At 62.1% G+C, this 16,120-nt stretch carries 14 protein-coding genes and 1 riboswitch; of the genes, 13 read left to right on the top strand and 1 reads right to left on the bottom strand.

Annotated elements, in window-relative coordinates; genetic code table 11:
• Window positions 1-3 precede the first annotated feature (3 nt).
• Genes LDN90_RS14240 through ndk form a run of 3 tightly spaced genes read left to right on the top strand, consistent with a single transcriptional unit; the run spans window position 4 to window position 2,281 of the window.
• The gene (locus tag LDN90_RS14240) at window positions 4-1,365 is read left to right on the top strand and encodes a folylpolyglutamate synthase/dihydrofolate synthase family protein (protein ID WP_216925483.1); all 1,362 of its coding nucleotides are present in this window, start codon (window positions 4-6) and stop codon (window positions 1,363-1,365) included.
• 2 nt (window positions 1,366-1,367) lie between these two features.
• The gene (locus LDN90_RS14235) at window positions 1,368-1,820 is read left to right on the top strand and encodes a DUF4233 domain-containing protein (RefSeq protein WP_216925484.1); all 453 of its coding nucleotides are present in this window, start codon (window positions 1,368-1,370) and stop codon (window positions 1,818-1,820) included.
• 41 nt (window positions 1,821-1,861) lie between these two features.
• On the top strand, window positions 1,862-2,281 hold the full coding sequence (gene ndk / locus LDN90_RS14230) for a nucleoside-diphosphate kinase (protein WP_216925485.1): 420 nt from the start codon (window positions 1,862-1,864) through the stop codon (window positions 2,279-2,281).
• Window positions 2,282-2,359: 78 nt separating this feature from the next.
• On the opposite strand, the gene LDN90_RS14225 is transcribed toward ndk, so the two are convergent.
• Window positions 2,360-3,055, bottom strand: a complete 696-nt coding sequence (locus tag LDN90_RS14225) for a vitamin K epoxide reductase family protein (protein ID WP_216925486.1) — start codon at window positions 3,053-3,055, stop codon at window positions 2,360-2,362.
• A 479-nt stretch (window positions 3,056-3,534) separates the two neighbouring features.
• Here LDN90_RS14225 and LDN90_RS14220 point away from each other — a divergent pair, with 479 nt between their 5' ends.
• From LDN90_RS14220 to LDN90_RS14175, 10 genes are all read left to right on the top strand, one after another.
• Complete coding sequence (locus LDN90_RS14220; RefSeq protein WP_223946245.1) at window positions 3,535-6,804, top strand: Rne/Rng family ribonuclease; 3,270 nt, start codon at window positions 3,535-3,537, stop codon at window positions 6,802-6,804.
• Window positions 6,805-6,964: 160 nt separating this feature from the next.
• Window positions 6,965-7,063, top strand: a riboswitch (TPP riboswitch).
• Window positions 7,055-8,596 (top strand): bifunctional hydroxymethylpyrimidine kinase/phosphomethylpyrimidine kinase, encoded by a 1,542-nt coding sequence (locus LDN90_RS14215; RefSeq protein WP_223946244.1) that lies wholly within the window; start codon window positions 7,055-7,057, stop codon window positions 8,594-8,596. It overlaps the preceding riboswitch by 9 nt.
• A 378-nt stretch (window positions 8,597-8,974) precedes the next feature.
• Window positions 8,975-9,283 carry a 50S ribosomal protein L21 gene (gene rplU, locus LDN90_RS14210; RefSeq protein WP_223949300.1) on the top strand — a complete coding sequence of 103 codons (309 nt, stop codon included), beginning with the start codon at window positions 8,975-8,977 and terminating at the stop codon, window positions 9,281-9,283.
• 59 nt (window positions 9,284-9,342) lie between these two features.
• Window positions 9,343-9,606, top strand: coding sequence for a 50S ribosomal protein L27 (gene rpmA, locus LDN90_RS14205; protein WP_021470683.1), 264 nt, complete (start codon window positions 9,343-9,345; stop codon window positions 9,604-9,606).
• 133 nt (window positions 9,607-9,739) lie between these two features.
• Complete coding sequence (gene obgE / locus LDN90_RS14200) at window positions 9,740-11,326, top strand: GTPase ObgE (RefSeq protein WP_216925489.1); 1,587 nt, start codon at window positions 9,740-9,742, stop codon at window positions 11,324-11,326.
• Window positions 11,316-12,494, top strand: coding sequence for a glutamate 5-kinase (proB, locus tag LDN90_RS14195; protein ID WP_216925490.1), 1,179 nt, complete (start codon window positions 11,316-11,318; stop codon window positions 12,492-12,494). Before obgE ends, proB begins: the two co-directional genes overlap by 11 nt.
• Window positions 12,491-13,855 (top strand): glutamate-5-semialdehyde dehydrogenase, encoded by a 1,365-nt coding sequence (locus LDN90_RS14190; protein WP_223946243.1) that lies wholly within the window; start codon window positions 12,491-12,493, stop codon window positions 13,853-13,855. Before proB ends, LDN90_RS14190 begins: the two co-directional genes overlap by 4 nt.
• 82 nt (window positions 13,856-13,937) lie before the next feature.
• Window positions 13,938-14,177: a hypothetical protein gene (locus LDN90_RS14185; RefSeq protein ID WP_216925492.1), complete on the top strand. Its 240-nt coding sequence runs from the start codon at window positions 13,938-13,940 to the stop codon at window positions 14,175-14,177.
• A 55-nt stretch (window positions 14,178-14,232) separates the two neighbouring features.
• Window positions 14,233-14,868, top strand: a complete 636-nt coding sequence (gene nadD / locus LDN90_RS14180; protein ID WP_254186488.1) for a nicotinate-nucleotide adenylyltransferase — start codon at window positions 14,233-14,235, stop codon at window positions 14,866-14,868.
• Between the two features lie 7 nt (window positions 14,869-14,875).
• Window positions 14,876-16,069, top strand: coding sequence for a hypothetical protein (locus tag LDN90_RS14175; protein WP_223946242.1), 1,194 nt, complete (start codon window positions 14,876-14,878; stop codon window positions 16,067-16,069).
• Window positions 16,070-16,120: the final 51 nt, after the last annotated feature.

The raw sequence follows: 16,120 nt of genomic DNA, 5'->3' as shown, positions 1-16,120 counted from the left end.
ACCATGACTGACGAATTCTCCGTGGAAAGCGTCTACGCCGAACTTCTTGGCCGGGCACCTGAAAACAAGATGGAACCCCGGTTGGCGCCGCTTTTCAGGGCCATGGACGTGCTGGGGGAGCCCAACAAGGCTTTCCCGATCATCCACATCACGGGAACCAACGGCAAGACCTCCACGGCCCGCATGATTGAGGCCGGGCTCCGCGCACACGGGTTGAGCACAGGCCGTTACACCAGCCCGCACCTTTCAAAAGTCACCGAGCGCATCAGCATTGATGGTGAGCCCGTATCGGATGCGACGTTTGTTCGGATCTGGGATGAGATCCGGCCTTACCTGGAAATCGTTGACAACGAACTCATAGCTGAGAACCAGCCCCGGCTCACGTACTTCGAGTGCGTGACAATCTTGGGTTTCGCGATTTTCGCAGACCAGCCGGTGGATGTCGCGGTCGTGGAAGTCGGCCTGGGCGGCATTACGGATGCCACCAACGTGGGCGATGGCCAGGTCTCTGTTATCACGCCGATTTCCCTGGACCACACGGATCTCCTGGGCGACACCACCGAGGACATCGCGTATGAGAAGGCCGGGATCATCAAACCCGGTGGCTTCCTGGTGAGCGCTGCCCAGCCGGTGGACGCTGCCCAGGTCCTGCTGGAAAAAGCCCGCGAGGTGGATGTACCGTTCCGCTTCGAGGGTGTGGAATTTGGCGTAGAGTCACGCACCGTAGCTGTAGGCGGACAGGTCATCACCGTCCAAGGCCTGGCGGGTCGCTACGAAGACCTCCTTCTGCCGCTGCACGGTGCCCACCAGGCAGAGAACGCCGCCGTGGCTGTGGCCGCGTTGGAAGCGTTCTTCGGTGGGGGGGAGAAAGAGCTCGACCTTGACGTCCTGAAGGAAGCCTTCGGCAACGTGACGTCCCCTGGCCGCTTGGAAGTGGTGCGGACTGCCCCCACCATCGTGGTCGATGCCGCCCACAACCCGGATGGCATCCGCGTCTCGGCGGAGGCGATCCGTGAAGCCTTCAGTTTCAGCAAGCTCGTGGTGGTAGTGGGAGTACTCCGGGAGAAGGACGCCGAGGAGATCCTGAAGACCTTGAAGGAGCAGCTCGGAGACCTGGCAGAGGAGTTCTGCTTCACCCAGTCCAATTCGCTGCGCGCCGTCCCTGCAGCGGAACTGGCCGAACTCGCCGTCGATCTTGGCTTTGGCGAGGACAACGTCCACATCGCCGAGAAACTCGATGATGCACTGGAGTGGGCTGTCGAACGGGCTGAGTCCAACGATGACCTTGCCGGCGGCGTCCTGGTCACCGGCTCCATCACCCTGGTGGCCGAGGCACGCATCCTGCTCGGAAAGGAAGGTGCCTGAAGATGGCCAAGCTGACCAAGGCCCAACGCGAATGGCGCCCTGGCATGCCCAAAAAGCGCCGATCCACCAAGGTGATGTTCGCTTCCACCGTGCTGTTGCTCGAAGCTTTCGTAGCGTTCTTCGGCACGTTGGTGGTCTTTGGATTGAAGCGGGGCGAAGTGGCTCCCGGAATCATCCTGGGTGTAGGCATCACGCTTAGCGTAGTGCTCGTCCTGGCATGTGCCGTGTTGTCCAAGCCGTGGGGTGTAGGCCTCGGCTGGGGGCTGCAGGTCCTCCTGATCCTGACAGGAATCGCAGAGCCCATGATGTTCATCGTCGGCATCCTCTTCGCGATCTGCTGGTGGTACGGAATCCGGACCGGGATGAGGATCGATCGCGAGGTGGCGCAACGCGACCGGGAGCAGGCTGAATGGGATGCGGCCCACCGTGACGAGGCAGGCCCGGAAACCCCGTAAACTGGCTGGGAAACCCACCCACCCATCACATTGGAGCAACTGTGAGCATTGAACGGACCCTTGTCCTGATCAAGCCCGACGGCGTCGCCCGCAACCTCAGCGGAAGCATCCTCGCCAGGATCGAAGCCAAGGGCTACGCCCTGGCTGAGCTGAAGAAGGTCAACGCGACCCGCGAGCTGCTGGAGCAGCACTATGAAGAGCACGTGGGCAAGCCGTTCTACGAGCCACTGGTGGAATTCATGCTCAGCGGCCCGGTCATTGCGGCTGTCTTTGAAGGCCATCGCGTGATCGAGGGCTTCCGCTCCTTGGCGGGCACCACTGACCCCACTACTGCGGCACCGGGCACTATCCGGGGCGACTTCGGCCGCGACTGGGGCCTGGCAGTCCAGCAGAACCTCGTGCACGGTTCGGACTCTGTTGACTCCGCCGAGCGTGAGATCAAGATCTGGTTCGCGGGCTAACGACGCCTCACCGAGATAACAGTTAAGGCCAATGTTCGCAAAGAACATTGGCCTTAACTGTTATCTCGCGGAGTTGGTTTAGTAACCGGACGTACCGGCGAAGACGTGGATGAAGGCAAAGAAGATCGTGGCGATCACGGCTACATACAGCAGTGCCACGACGATCCATCCGGAGTCGCCCAGGACCTTGGCCAGTGCAGGCGGTGCTTTGATGACTCCATGGGAGATGTTGCGGATGGTCACCCAGACGAACATGGGGATCATGACCGCCCACACCACCATGCAGAACGGGCAGAGAATGTTGATGACGTACAGGGCCTGGGACCACAGCCACACAACAAAGGCAAAACCGAGGGTTACGCCCGCCTGCAGGCCCAGCCAGTAGCCGCGTGAATATTTGGCGCCGGCCAGGAGTCCCATGGCAGTGGTGATGATCACCGCAAACGCGACGATCCCGATGAACATGTTGGGGAACCCGAAAACGGAACTTTGCGGTGTCTGCATCACCGCTCCACAGGAAACCCATGGATTCACATCGCAGAGCGTGATGTGGTTGGGGTCCTTGAGTACTTCCAACTTCTCAAGGACCAATGCCCCCGAAGCCAGCCAGCCGATGACGCCGGTGATCAGCAGGAGCCACGCAAATGGCTTGTCTTGCACTGCTTTAGGCAGATGGTCAGGCCGGGCCGCGCGCTGCAATCCCGGCTCCGTGGTCTTGCCACCCGCGGGGGTGGAGGCTTGATTGGCCAGGTTTTCCCTGGCGGTGCTTGGCATCGCGGACGCAATCCCTTTCGACAATGACCCGGCCAGTCCGGGAACGGCTCTTGTGAGGATTGTAACGCCGGAGGCTGGACACGGTCCCCAGCTTCTGAAGGCACTGTCCCCACCGTGCGACACAGTCTCCTACGCTTCGAATGTGCAGGGGTGTGAGAGAATGAACATGGCCGGAAGCCGATCCACATTCGGAATCCGGTCCGGTGACTTGTTCCCAAGACCGCCAGCATGAGCAGGGCCTGCCTGGATCACGTGATCCCCGGCATGCCCGCCATGAAAATGGACGGCACCTGGTTGTGGCAGCAGAACAACGGGTTTCAGAGCAAAGCCACTGGCCTTCCAGGGCTGCCGCACCCCAATGATGGTGCGAACCGGAAGGAATACTACCGACTTCTGTCAACGCCTGAGGGTTTTGACAAATAATTGCCCCACTGGGCGCCGGATGTGGCGGCGTCGCTGGGGCAGGAGTGTTGCCACATATGGATAATGACCAGGTTGTAGCCGTTAATGAAGAGGCAGCTACCGCGGAAACTGCGGAAGCGCCTAAAAAGACCACCCGGACCCGGCGCAAGGCTGCGCCCAAGCAGACTGCAGTAGCTGCCACCGAAGAAGTGGCCCCTGCCGAATCCGTGGCTGGCATCGAAGAACCAGTCAAGGCGCCAGCGCGTCGTAGCCGCGCGCGCAAGACAACGGTGCCTGCTGAGCCTCTCCCCGGTTTTGACGAGCCGGACGCGGTAGCGTCCCAGCCGGAAACCGATGCCGAACCTGCCCCTGAAAAGCCGGTCCGCCGTCGTCGGACTACCAAGCCCAAGGACGTTGACGCCGTAGACGCAACGGCAGCTGAGGAGCCTTCACCCGCTGCTGAAACCACGGACGCCGTGTCCCAGCCTGAGCCGGCCACCCCGGGCCCCGTTCCTGCAGAAGCAGATGTTCCTGCAGGGGCTGACGTTTCTCCAGAAGGCGTCCCCGCAGAAGACGTTTCTGCGGAAGGCATTTCCGCAGAAGGCACAGTTCCCGCCGAGGAAGAGTCTGAAGCATCCGAGGAGTCCGCCCCCGGTTCAACGTCTTTGTTCCTGGAGCCGGTCTCCATTACGTCCATGATCTTCCAGGCCCCTGACCTCAGCACTGTGACGCGTCCGGCCGTCGAGGAAAAGGCCGAAGAGGCTGAAGACGAAACTGCGGAAACCCGGTCAACTGACGAGCTGGAGGATTCCAGCAGCCGTCGTCGTCGCCGGAGCCGCGGCCGGCGGGGCCGCCGCGGAACGGAACGCGATGAGACCGATTCCGAAGACGGCGCTGAGACTGAGGATGAAGAAGATGCTCCGGCAGCGGAAGCGCTCGAAGAGGGCGTCACGTCGCGTCGTCGCCGGCGTCGCCGCAGGGGTGACCAGGATCTTGAACTGACTGGCGGGTCCGACGACGACCCACCCAACACGGTGACCCGTGTCCGCGCGCCCCGCCCGATCACTGAGACGGCCCCGTCAAACCGGGTTACCAGCGTTAAAGGTTCCACCAGGCTTGAGGCTAAGAAGCAGCGCCGCCGCGAGTCCCGCGAGACCGGACGCCGCCGCCAGGTAATTACAGAGGCTGAGTTCCTTGCCCGCCGCGAGTCCGTGGATCGCCAGATGATCGTCCGCCAGCGCGACGACAGAATCCAGATCGCGGTTCTTGAAGACGGCGTATTGGCTGAGCACTTTGTGTCCAAGACCCAGCAGGACTCCCTCATTGGCAACGTGTACCTGGGCAAGGTCCAGAACGTCCTGCCCTCCATGGAGGCTGCTTTTGTTGACATCGGACGGGGCCGCAATGCGGTGTTGTATGCCGGTGAAGTGAACTGGGATGCAGTAAACCTTGAGGGCCAACCGCGCCGGATCGAGAATGCGCTGAAGTCCGGCGATTCCGTCCTGGTGCAGGTTACCAAGGACCCCGTTGGCCATAAGGGCGCCCGCCTCACCAGCCAGATTTCCCTTCCGGGCCGCTACCTTGTGTACGTGCCGGGCGGTTCCATGACCGGTATCTCGCGCAAACTGCCCGACGTCGAACGCAACCGCCTCAAGCGCATCCTCAAGGACCGCTTGCCGGAGAACGCCGGCGTCATTGTGCGCACGGCCGCAGAGGGTGCTTCCGAGGAAGAACTGACGCACGACATCAACCGTTTGCGCGCGCAGTGGGAAGGCATTGAAGGGCAGGCGTCCTCCACCAAGGTGCTGGCCCCGGAATTGCTCTACGGCGAGCCTGACCTGACCATCAAGGTGGTCCGGGATGTCTTCAATGAAGACTTCTCCAAGCTGATCGTTTCCGGCGACGACGCGTGGGACACCATTGAGGCTTACGTCACCTACGTTGCTCCCGACTTGGTGGGCCGCCTTGAGAAGTGGACCAAGGACCAGGACATCTTTGCTGCCTGGCGGATCGACGAGCAGATCCACAAGGCACTGGAGCGCAAGGTTTTCCTGCCGTCTGGCGGTTCCCTTGTCATCGACCGCACCGAAGCCATGACCGTGGTGGACGTCAACACAGGTAAGTTCACCGGCAGCGGTGGAAACCTGGAAGAAACCGTCACCAAGAACAACCTTGAAGCGGCCGAGGAAGTAGTTCGCCAGCTGCGCCTGCGTGATATCGGTGGCATCATCGTCATCGACTTCATCGATATGGTCCTCGAATCGAACCGTGACCTGGTGCTCCGCCGATTGGTGGAATGCCTGGGCCGTGACCGCACCAAGCACCAAGTGGCCGAAGTGACGTCGCTGGGCCTGGTGCAGATGACGCGCAAGCGCATGGGCACAGGCCTGCTTGAGGTGTTTGGTGAGCAGTGCGAGCACTGCGCCGGGCGTGGTGTCGTCACCCATGACGAGCCCGTGGAACACCGACGCGCCAACGTTGTTGCTGCCGAGCACCACCGTCCGCACGCCGAACCCCAACAGCCTGCCGCGCGCACGGATCGCAAGCGTCGCCGTGGGAAAGGTGGGGGAGCCGCAATGGCCGAAGTGCCCCCTACGCTCCACAGCACGCCTACCGCCCCCGCGGCTCCGGCGGCCACTGAGTCCGTGGACCCGGTCCGCCAGGCCAAGGCTGAGGCCACCAGGGCAGCTCTTGCCACCATCGCCGCCGCAGCGCATGCCGCCCACTTGCACGATGATGAGGTTCACCGTGCGGAGGAGCAAGCCCGCGCAGCAGGCCAGCAGGCTCACACGGATGAATCCGCCCCTGAAGCTGCAACCGGCGATGCCGGGGTACCGGCTGCACGTGATGCCGCCAGCCATGACGCTGCGGTTCGGGAAGCACGCTCCACCCCAGTTCTGCGTTTCGGTGGCGAAGAAGTGGCTCTGCCGTTTGTGGAACACCACGAGGAACCACCTGCCGGTAAGCCGGCCATGAGCCTGGACCTGTTGGCAGAGGCATTTTCGCACCTCGGTGCTGCACCGGCTGCGGAGGAAGAAGCGACGGCTGCGGTTTCCGAACCCGCGACTGCTTCCGCGGTTTCCCCGGCCAGTTCTCCTGCTGTCACTGAGGATGAGCACGATCATTCATCGCGTTCCCGTGGCCGTCGCGGCCGAAGGAACCGCAGTGCCAGCAGGGCGCAGGGTGCCGCCAACGAAACCAGTGTGGAACATCACGACGTAACTGCTGCCGCCGCAGGTGGATCGGCCCATGAGGCCAAGGCGCCGGCAGCAGAAGAGCCTGCCAAAAAGAAGGTAGCTGACGAGCCCATCATCCTTGGGGTGGGAGTTCCTGCTTCCGAGTTGTAAGCACGGCACACACCACTAAGCAGTGACATGGTCGTAGAGCAATAAGAGTCCCGCAGCATCCGTTTCGGCGGATGCTGCGGGACTCTTTCGTTGCTGCCAGTCACATCCATTCCCGGAGGCCGTCCGGTTCCCGGGCCGACGGGCTTACGGGCTACGCTAGGAAACTGACACGGGGTGCCGGGCACTGGGCCTGGCTGAGATCCAGACCCGTTGAACCTGTCCGGTTAGCACCGGCGAAGGGATGTCCACCATGGCTTCATCGTCGAATTCCGCTGTCTACCCCGTTGGTATCGGAGCAGTTCCGGCCCGGCCACATCCGCGGGTGCTCAGCATTGCAGGCTCGGATCCTTCTGGCGGCGCCGGAATCCAGGCAGACCTGAAGAGCATCGCAGCGCACGGCGGCTATGGCATGGCTGCCATTACGGCTTTGACGGCCCAGAACACCCTGGGCGTCAGCGCTGTTCATGTTCCGCCCGTGGAGTTCCTGCGTCAGCAACTGGACGCGATCAGTAGCGATATTGACATTGATGCGGTCAAGGTCGGGATGTTGGGTGACGCGGCTGTCATCGACGAAGTCCGCAGTTGGCTCGAAGAGGTGCGTCCCGCCGTCGTGGTCCTTGACCCGGTGATGGTAGCCACCAGTGGCGACCGTCTTCTGCATGAGACTGCCGAAGCATCTCTGCGCAGCCTCTTGCCGTTGGCGGATCTCATCACCCCAAACCTTCCCGAACTGGCGATGTTGTTAGGTGAGCCAGAAGCCCCGGACTGGGCGACGGCGCTTGACCAAGGCAAGCGACTGGCTGCTGAGTGCGGAACGACCGTTTTGGTGAAGGGTGGCCACTTGGCAGGAAACGACTGTCCGGATGCGCTGGTCAACACGAGCGGTTTGCTGCGCCAGGACGTCATCGAGGTGCCGGGGACCCGAGTGGATACCAGGAACAGCCACGGAACAGGGTGCTCGCTTTCCTCGGCATTGGCCACGGTCCAAGCCCGCACGGACGATTGGGAGGCATCGCTCCGCGAGGTCAAGCCGTGGCTGCTGCAGGCCCTCGCGACGGCCGACGGCCTCAAGGTAGGCAAGGGTAGCGGGCCGGTCCACCACTTCCATCACCTGGAGCCAGCGCTGAATCCTGCCGGGAAATCCGGTGACTTTGCCGCGCGGCTGTGGGCCGAAGCTGTACCTGAATTGGAGGCAATATACGGCCTCGCTTTCATTCAGGGCCTGCAGTCGGGGCGTCTGCCGGAGCCCCAGTTCAATTACTACCTCGCCCAGGACGCCATCTACCTGAACGGCTATTCCCGGGTTTTGGCGCGTGCGGGTGCGCTTGCCCCCACGGAAGAAGAACAGCTCTTCTGGGCAAAATCATCGCAACTCTGCCTTGAGGTCGAGTCCGAACTCCACCGGGACTGGCTGAGCACGCGTCCGGCTTCAACAGAAACCGGACCCATGACAAGGTCGTACGTGGACCACCTGCTGGCGACATCGGCTTCGGGCAGTTACGCCGTTTTGCTGGCGGCAATCCTGCCCTGCTACTGGCTGTACGCGGAGGTAGGGCAGCAACTTCACGCGGCGTATGTCGAAGCCGGCGCTCCCAGCGACCACCCTTATGCCGCCTGGCTGAAGACATACGCGGACGAGGAGTTTGCTGCCGCAACCCGGAAGGCGATCGACTTTACCGATGCTGCGGCAGCTGGCGCCTCTGCGCAGGAACGCAAGGCCATGGTTGAGGCCTTCGCCCAGTCCTGCCGCTACGAAACGGCCTTCTTCGATGCCCCCAGGCTCTTCGCCTAAGCACGGTTTCCGAGGTTGCCGAGTGGAACAAATCCACAAAGCTCCAGCGCGTCGCGGGCCAAACCGCAGTATCGCCGTGCAAATCCTGTAGGCTGTATGGGCACGGTGCCGGGAGAGTCCGTTACAACTGGTGGCGCAAGTCACTCGATAGCCTCCGGACCCGGCCTCATTTGCAGCTGAAGGTCAAACTAGCGTAATCTTGATCTTCGGTGCTTACGCCAACACTTGGGTTATGCCCCTTGGAATTGTTCATGGGATGACTCGCGGGCTTCGATCTGAAGTCCACGGCGTTGAGGCACAGCGCGAACCAAGCCTGATTCCGGTTCAAGGTTCCGCACGCAAATTTAGTAAGAAACGTCGAGAGAAGTGAGTACCCAAGTGGTGTACGCGATTGTCCGCGCAGGCGGCCGCCAAGAAAAAGTTTCCGTTGGAGACTACGTAACGCTGAACCGCGTCCCCGGTGGAGCCGGCAGCACGCTTGAGCTGCCCGCCTTGCTCCTGGTTGACGGCGACAAGGTCACGTCCGCTGCCGCGGACCTGGCCAAGGTCACGGTCACGGCTGAGATCCTTCAGGACCTTCGCGGTCCCAAGATCGTCATCCAGAAGTTCAAGAACAAGACCGGCTACAAGAAGCGCCAGGGTCACCGTCAGGAACTGACCAAGATCAAGATCACGAGCATCAAGTAACTTTCGTTACTCTGTTCAGATTTTCAGTTTCCCCAGAAATTTAGAGGCAGGCATTTCACATGGCACACAAAAAAGGCGCGAGCTCCACTCGCAACGGTCGTGACTCCAACGCACAGCGCCTCGGCGTCAAGCGTTTCGGTGGCCAGGTAGTTTCCGCAGGCGAGATCATCGTTCGCCAGCGTGGAACCCACTTCCACCCGGGTGCAGGCGTCGGCCGCGGTGGCGACGACACCCTGTTCGCACTCGAGGCCGGTGCGGTTGAGTTTGGTACTCGCCGCGGTCGTCGCGTAGTGAACATCGTTGCTGCTGCAGCTGCAGAGTAACAACAAGTTCTGAACCGGTGGAGCGGGCCAAACGGCCCGCTCCACCGTTCTTTTAACCGCATTACAATCGATTGGGGCGCTTATGGCGCTCTGGTTTTTGCAACAGCGCTGGCAACAGCAAGAGGAGATTCACGTGGCGAGCTTTGTAGACCGGGTAGTCCTGCACGTATCCGGCGGAACCGGCGGCCACGGCTGTGTCTCTGTCAAGCGGGAAAAGTTCAAGCCACTCGGTGGTCCTGACGGCGGCAACGGTGGCAATGGTGGAGACGTCATCCTTCGGGTTTCCGCGCAGACCACCACCCTGTTGGACTATCACCACGCCCCCCACCGCCACGCCACCAACGGTGGCCCTGGCATGGGCGATTGGCGCGGCGGCAAGAACGGCGAAACCTTGATCCTTCCTGTGCCGGACGGCACCGTGGTGAAGACCAAGGACGGCGAAGTCCTGGCTGACCTCGTTGGCGAGGGCACCGAGTATGTTGCGGCTGCAGGTGGCCAGGGAGGCCTTGGAAATGCCTCGCTTTCGTCCCAGAAGCGCCGTGCCCCCGGCTTTGCGCTGCTGGGCATCGAAGGCGAATCCAGCGACATCGTCCTGGAGTTGAAGTCCATCGCCGATATCGCTTTGGTCGGATTCCCGTCCGCAGGAAAGTCCAGCCTCATTGCAGCGATGTCAGCTGCACGGCCCAAGATTGCCGATTACCCCTTCACCACTCTCATTCCCAACCTTGGCGTTGTCCAGGCCGGCGACATCCGTTTTACTATCGCGGATGTGCCCGGACTGATCGAGGGCGCCAGCGAGGGCAAGGGCCTTGGCCACAACTTCCTGCGCCACGTGGAGCGCTGCGCGGCCCTGGTGCACGTCCTGGACTGCGGAACCCTGGAATCGGACCGTGATCCCCTCTCCGATCTGGCGATCATTGAGGCGGAACTGGAGAAGTACGCCGTTGACATGAGCTATGCCGGCGTCGACGGCGAGGTTGTGCCTTTGAATGAACGTCCCAAGCTTGTTGTCCTGAACAAGGTGGACCTTCCTGACGGCAAGGACATGGCCGAGTTCGTCCGGCCCGACCTCGAAGCACGCGGCTACCGGGTCTTCGAAGTCTCGGCAACCAGCCATGAAGGCCTGCGCCAGCTTGGCTTCGCCATGGCTGAGATCGTCAAGGCCGCACGGGACGCGGTTGAGACTGCGCCTCCCAAGGTTGCCCCGCCCATCCTTCGTCCGCGTGCCGTCAACGAGAGCGGATTCCGGATCCGCCGCGAGGAAAAGAACCTCGAACCGTTGTTCCGCGTCCTTGGGGAGAAGCCTGTCCGCTGGGTCAAGCAGACCGACTTCACCAACGAGGAAGCCATCGGCTACCTGGCTGATCGCCTGGCCAAGCTTGGCGTGGAGACTGAGCTCTTCAAAGTTGGTGCCAAGCCTGGCGATACCGTGGTCATCGGTGAGGACGATGGCGTGGTCTTCGACTGGGAGCCCACCATGATGGCCGGCGCTGAACTGCTGGCAACTCCCCGCGGTACCGACATCCGCGTTGCCGACATCGGCGACCGTCCCACGCGTTCACAGAAGCGCGATGAACAGATTGAGCGCCGCGAAGCCAAGGCTGCCGCCCGCGCCGAACTGGAAGCCGAGCGCAAGGCGGGCATCTGGACTGAGTCCGTCAGCCGCCGGCGTGCCCAGCCTGTAACGGAAGGCAACCTGGATACCGGTGATGACGACTAGGACCGTCGAAGTTCCGAACGAAGAGGTTCTTGAGCGCCAGGCCCTTGCTACTGCCAAGAGGATTGTGGTCAAAGTTGGCTCGTCCTCGCTGACCAGTATCAAAGGTGGCATCTCCGAGAAATCGCTGACGTCGCTGGTTAATGCGTTGGCGGACAAGCGAAACGCAGGCACTGAAATCATCCTGGTCTCTTCGGGTGCGATTGCAGCCGGCCTTGCCCCGCTGGGGCTGGCCAAGCGCCCGAAGGATCTTGCCACCCAGCAAGCTGCGGCAAGCGTGGGGCAGGGCCTGTTGATGGCGCGATATACGCAGGCTTTCAGCGCGCATGGCGTCACGGTCAGCCAGGTCCTGCTGACGGCTGACGACCTCATGCGCAGGACCCAGCACACCAACGCGTTCCGGGCCTTGGACCGCTTGCTGAATCTTGGCGTGGTTCCGGTCGTTAATGAGAATGACACCGTCGCTACCCACGAGATCCGTTTTGGCGACAACGACCGCCTCGCGGCTTTGGTGGCCCACTTGGTCCGCGCCGACGCTCTCGTGTTGCTCTCCGACGTCGATGCCCTCTATGACGGTCCACCCTCACATGGGGCCAAGCGGATCGCCTTGGTGCGCGGTCCGCAGGACCTCGAAGACGTGACCATTGGCAAGGCGGGCAAAGCAGGTGTGGGCACCGGCGGCATGATGACCAAGGTGGAGGCGGCTTCCATTGCCGCCGGCTCCGGGATTCACGCCTTGGTGACGTCCACGGCGAACGCCGCAGCAGCCCTTGCGGGGGAGGACGTGGGAACCTGGTTCGCCGTGAACGGCAACCGCAAGCCCGTCCGCCTGTTGTGGTTGGCGCACCTGGCAACGGTTCACGGGCGCCTGATGCTCGACGACGGCGCGGTGAAAGCCGTGCGCGACCGGCACAGGTCACTCCTTCCTGCAGGAATATCGAGTGTCTCTGGAGACTTCGAGGCTGGCGACCCCGTGGAAATGGTGGCCTCGGACGGGACTGTTGTGGCTCGTGGCCTGGTGAACTATTCCTCGGAAGAGCTTCCCCGCATGCTTGGCCGCAGCACCCAGGAGCTCGGGCAGGCGATGGGCAGGGGTTACGACCGCGAAGTTGTTCATGTTGACGACCTCGTACTCCTTCAGGCTGTCCGCTCATCTAAACTTGGAACATGACTGAAGCGCTGACCCCTGACGCCCCTGTGATTTCCGACGTTTCCGGTGGCGCCGGCCAGACGCCGGAGAGCCCTGTGGCAGGCGGCGTTCCGTTGTCACCGGAAGACGTCCAAACCGCGGTACACGCCATTGCAGACCGTTCCCGTAAGGCTGCCCGACGCATGGGACAGGCCAACCGAGCCTGGAAGGACCGCGCCCTACGTGCCATCGGGACCGCCCTTCAGGAGCGCCGGAAGCACGTGCTGGAAGCAAACGCGAAGGACGTCGCCGCAGGCCGTGCCAACGGTACGTCTGCCGCACTGCTGGACAGGCTGACACTGACACCTGCCCGCATTGATGGCCTGGTTGCGGCTTTGGAGAACCTGGCCGGCCTGCCGGATCCCGTGGGCAACGTAGTCCGAGGCCAGACCCTTCCCAACGGCTTGCGCTTGCGCCAAGTCAACGTCCCCATGGGCGTTGTTGCCGCCATTTATGAAGCGCGGCCCAATGTCACGGTGGATATTGCCGGTCTGGCACTCAAGAGCGGCAACGCTGTCATCCTGCGCGGCGGATCGGCAGCTGCGAACACCAACGAGGCCTTGGTGCAGATTCTTCGGGAAGCTTTGGATTCCGTAGGCCTGCCTGCCGATGCCGTGCAAACCGTGGACCAGTACGGCCGCGAGGGCGCCAACGTGCTCATGCGTGCCCGGGGGCGGGTCGACGTTCTGATTCCCCGGGGCGGACGGGATCTTATCCAGACTGTCGTGACCAACTCTGCCGTGCCTGTTATTGAAACGGGTGAAGGCAACGTACATATCTTCATCGACGAATCGGCAAGTGAAGAGATGGCCGTTGACATTCTTTTGAATGCGAAGACCCAGCGTCCCAGCGTCTGCAACACTGTGGAAACCCTCCTGGTCCACTCGGGCTCCACCGTGCTGCCTGCCGTCGCCGCCGCACTTCGCTCTGCTGGAGTCACCCTCCATGTGGATGAGCGTATAGCCGCAGCCCTGGGCAAGGACGTGGAAACCGTCCCCGCCGACGACGACGACTGGGCCACCGAATACATGGACCTGGACCTCGCTGTGGCCATGGTGGACAACCTCGATGATGCCGTCAATCACATCCGCAAGTGGACCACCGGACATACCGAAGCGATCCTGACGAACAACCTCGCCAACGCCGAGAGATTCATCGCTGAAATCGACTCGGCTGCTGTCATAGTCAACGCTTCCACGCGTTTCACTGACGGAGGCGAGCTCGGCCTCGGAGCAGAAGTGGGTATTTCCACCCAAAAACTGCACGCGCGTGGGCCCATGGGCCTTACCGAACTCACCACTACCAAGTGGATCGTGCAAGGCGAAGGCCAGATCCGCAGCTAGCTACGCGGTAACATAGAACAGAAGTCCGGAACGGTGGGGAGTCCCGCCGTCGAAAATCCTTGAGAACCAACTAGGGGAGAAGATGCTGTTTCAGCAGATCGCCACGTCCATTGCAGCCCAAACAGAAGGCGGCCACGAAGCGCCCGCCCCGCTCTGGGCCGAGCCGTGGGTCTTCGGAGTCAGCATGTTTGCTATCCTGCTGGTTTTGATGTTCGTTGCTCTCTCCTACACCAACCTTGGCAACCGTCACGAGGCTGTAGAAGAGCACTCGGACCCGCACCGCCAGCACCCGAACAAGCACACCCACAAGCAGGGCCACTAACATTATCGCCGCAACTCCGCGCGGGGAGTCGGAGCGCAGGCTCCGGCTGGGCGTGATGGGTGGAACTTTTGATCCTATCCATCACGGCCACCTTGTGGCTGCAAGTGAGGTTGCCGCCAAGTTCGATCTCGACGAAGTCGTTTTCGTGCCTACTGGTCAACCTTGGCAGAAGTCCAGCAAACAGGTCAGCAAACCCGAGCATCGCTATTTGATGACTGTGATTGCCACGGCCTCGAATCCGAGGTTCACGGTGAGCCGGGTTGATGTTGACCGACCCGGCCCCACTTACACCATCGACACCCTGCGCGATCTTAGGGCCCAGCGACCCGACGCTGATCTGTTCTTCATCACTGGCGCTGACGCGTTGGCCCAGATTCTGTCCTGGAAGGACGTTGACGAACTCTGGTCTTTGGCGCACTTCGTTGGTGTGACGCGCCCTGGCCACGAACTGGACGGCATGGGCAGGGAAGACGTCAGCCTCCTGGAAGTTCCAGCCATGGCGATTTCTTCAACGGATTGCCGAACACGGGTAGGTGCCGGGAACCCCGTCTGGTACCTCGTGCCCGATGGCGTGGTGCAGTACATCGCCAAGTATGGCCTGTACGCCGCGCACTCCGGGACCGCGCAGCCAGGGGTAGGGGAGCTGGCCCCCGCACTATCCGGATCAGACGACCAAGCACGTACTGAATGAGTTTTGAATGAGCAGCCAGGAACAGCGACCCATCCGCAGCAGGCGTGAGCTTCGCCGCGCCCGCGAAGAGAACCAGGCACCGCAGGCGGAAGCTACGCCACCCCAGGTAATGGACGCAGCGGAGAATGCTGTAACTGGTCGTAATCGTCGTGCGGCGGACGCACCTGTAGACGCAGTGGGTGCAACCGCGCAGGAGCGGTCCTCCCAGATCCGCGCCCGTGACCGCGCGGCGCTGCGTGCCATCAAAGAGCTCGCAGACAAGGAAGAACAGCTATCCGGCGGTGGACCACCAACACGTCGCCAGCTTCGCCTGCAGCAACTCCAGGCAGAAGTCGCCACCTCTGCCAACCCCATCGTCCCTATGCCGGGCGGCAAACCAGCCGATAAGCCAGCCGATAAGCCAGCCGGTAAACCCGTGGACGCCAAGGCTGCGCCTGATGCAGGCGCCAAAGATTCCGACGACGATTCGGCAGCCAGCTCCGGTCCTGCTGAATCTGAAATGTCTGTGGAGCAGGCACTTGCGGTACGCGAACTGATCGCTGCCCAGGTCCAGAATCAAACCTCTAAGCTTGAGCACATTGCGGAGCAGGATCCACTGGCTGTCGATCCTGAAGTCCTTGCCCAGCAGATTGCCCTCGCCGAGCGTGCCGCGGTGCTGAACAAGCGGGCAGCGGCCAAGCAGAAGCTTGCCGAACAGAACCAAGCCGAAGCCAAGGTCCCGGCAGCAATAGCTGGTGCGGCCGAAGGAAAGAAGTCTTCCGGAGTTTCGGTAGGCCCCTCCACTGCCAACAACCTTGCCATGGTCACGCCCCTGGAGTTCGTCAAGGTTCCCGGCATTGAACGCCCGGTCATGAAGCGCCCCAGCACCACATTTGTGCCTCTCGTGACGTCTTCGGGTCCCACCGCTGGTACCGGCAACGCCCCGGCAAACGGAAGAGGCACACGTGGCCGCTCGGGTGTTCTCGCCCGGGCCGAGGCTGTGGCAAGGAACGCCCGGAAGCGGCCTGTCGCCGTCGATGAACAGCTTGAAGAAACGCAGCGTCCGCCGATTGCTGCCAGCGCGGCTTACGGGCTTGACCCCCTGGACGCCAACACGGCCGGCTTGGCCCGCGCGCAGCGTAACAGGCTGCTGCAGCTCGGCGTCCTGGCGTTGGGTGTTGTCGCGCTCATCGTCGGCATCATCATGATCACCAGCGGCTAATTCCGCTAGAACCCGGCTAACGCCATTTACAGGCCATCGGCCACAACAAGG

The organism is Arthrobacter sp. NtRootA1, from assembly GCF_019976975.1.
In the GTDB taxonomy this organism is placed as follows: Bacteria; Actinomycetota; Actinomycetes; order Actinomycetales; family Micrococcaceae; genus Arthrobacter; species Arthrobacter aromaticivorans.
This window is presented reverse-complemented; position numbering and strand designations above follow the sequence as displayed.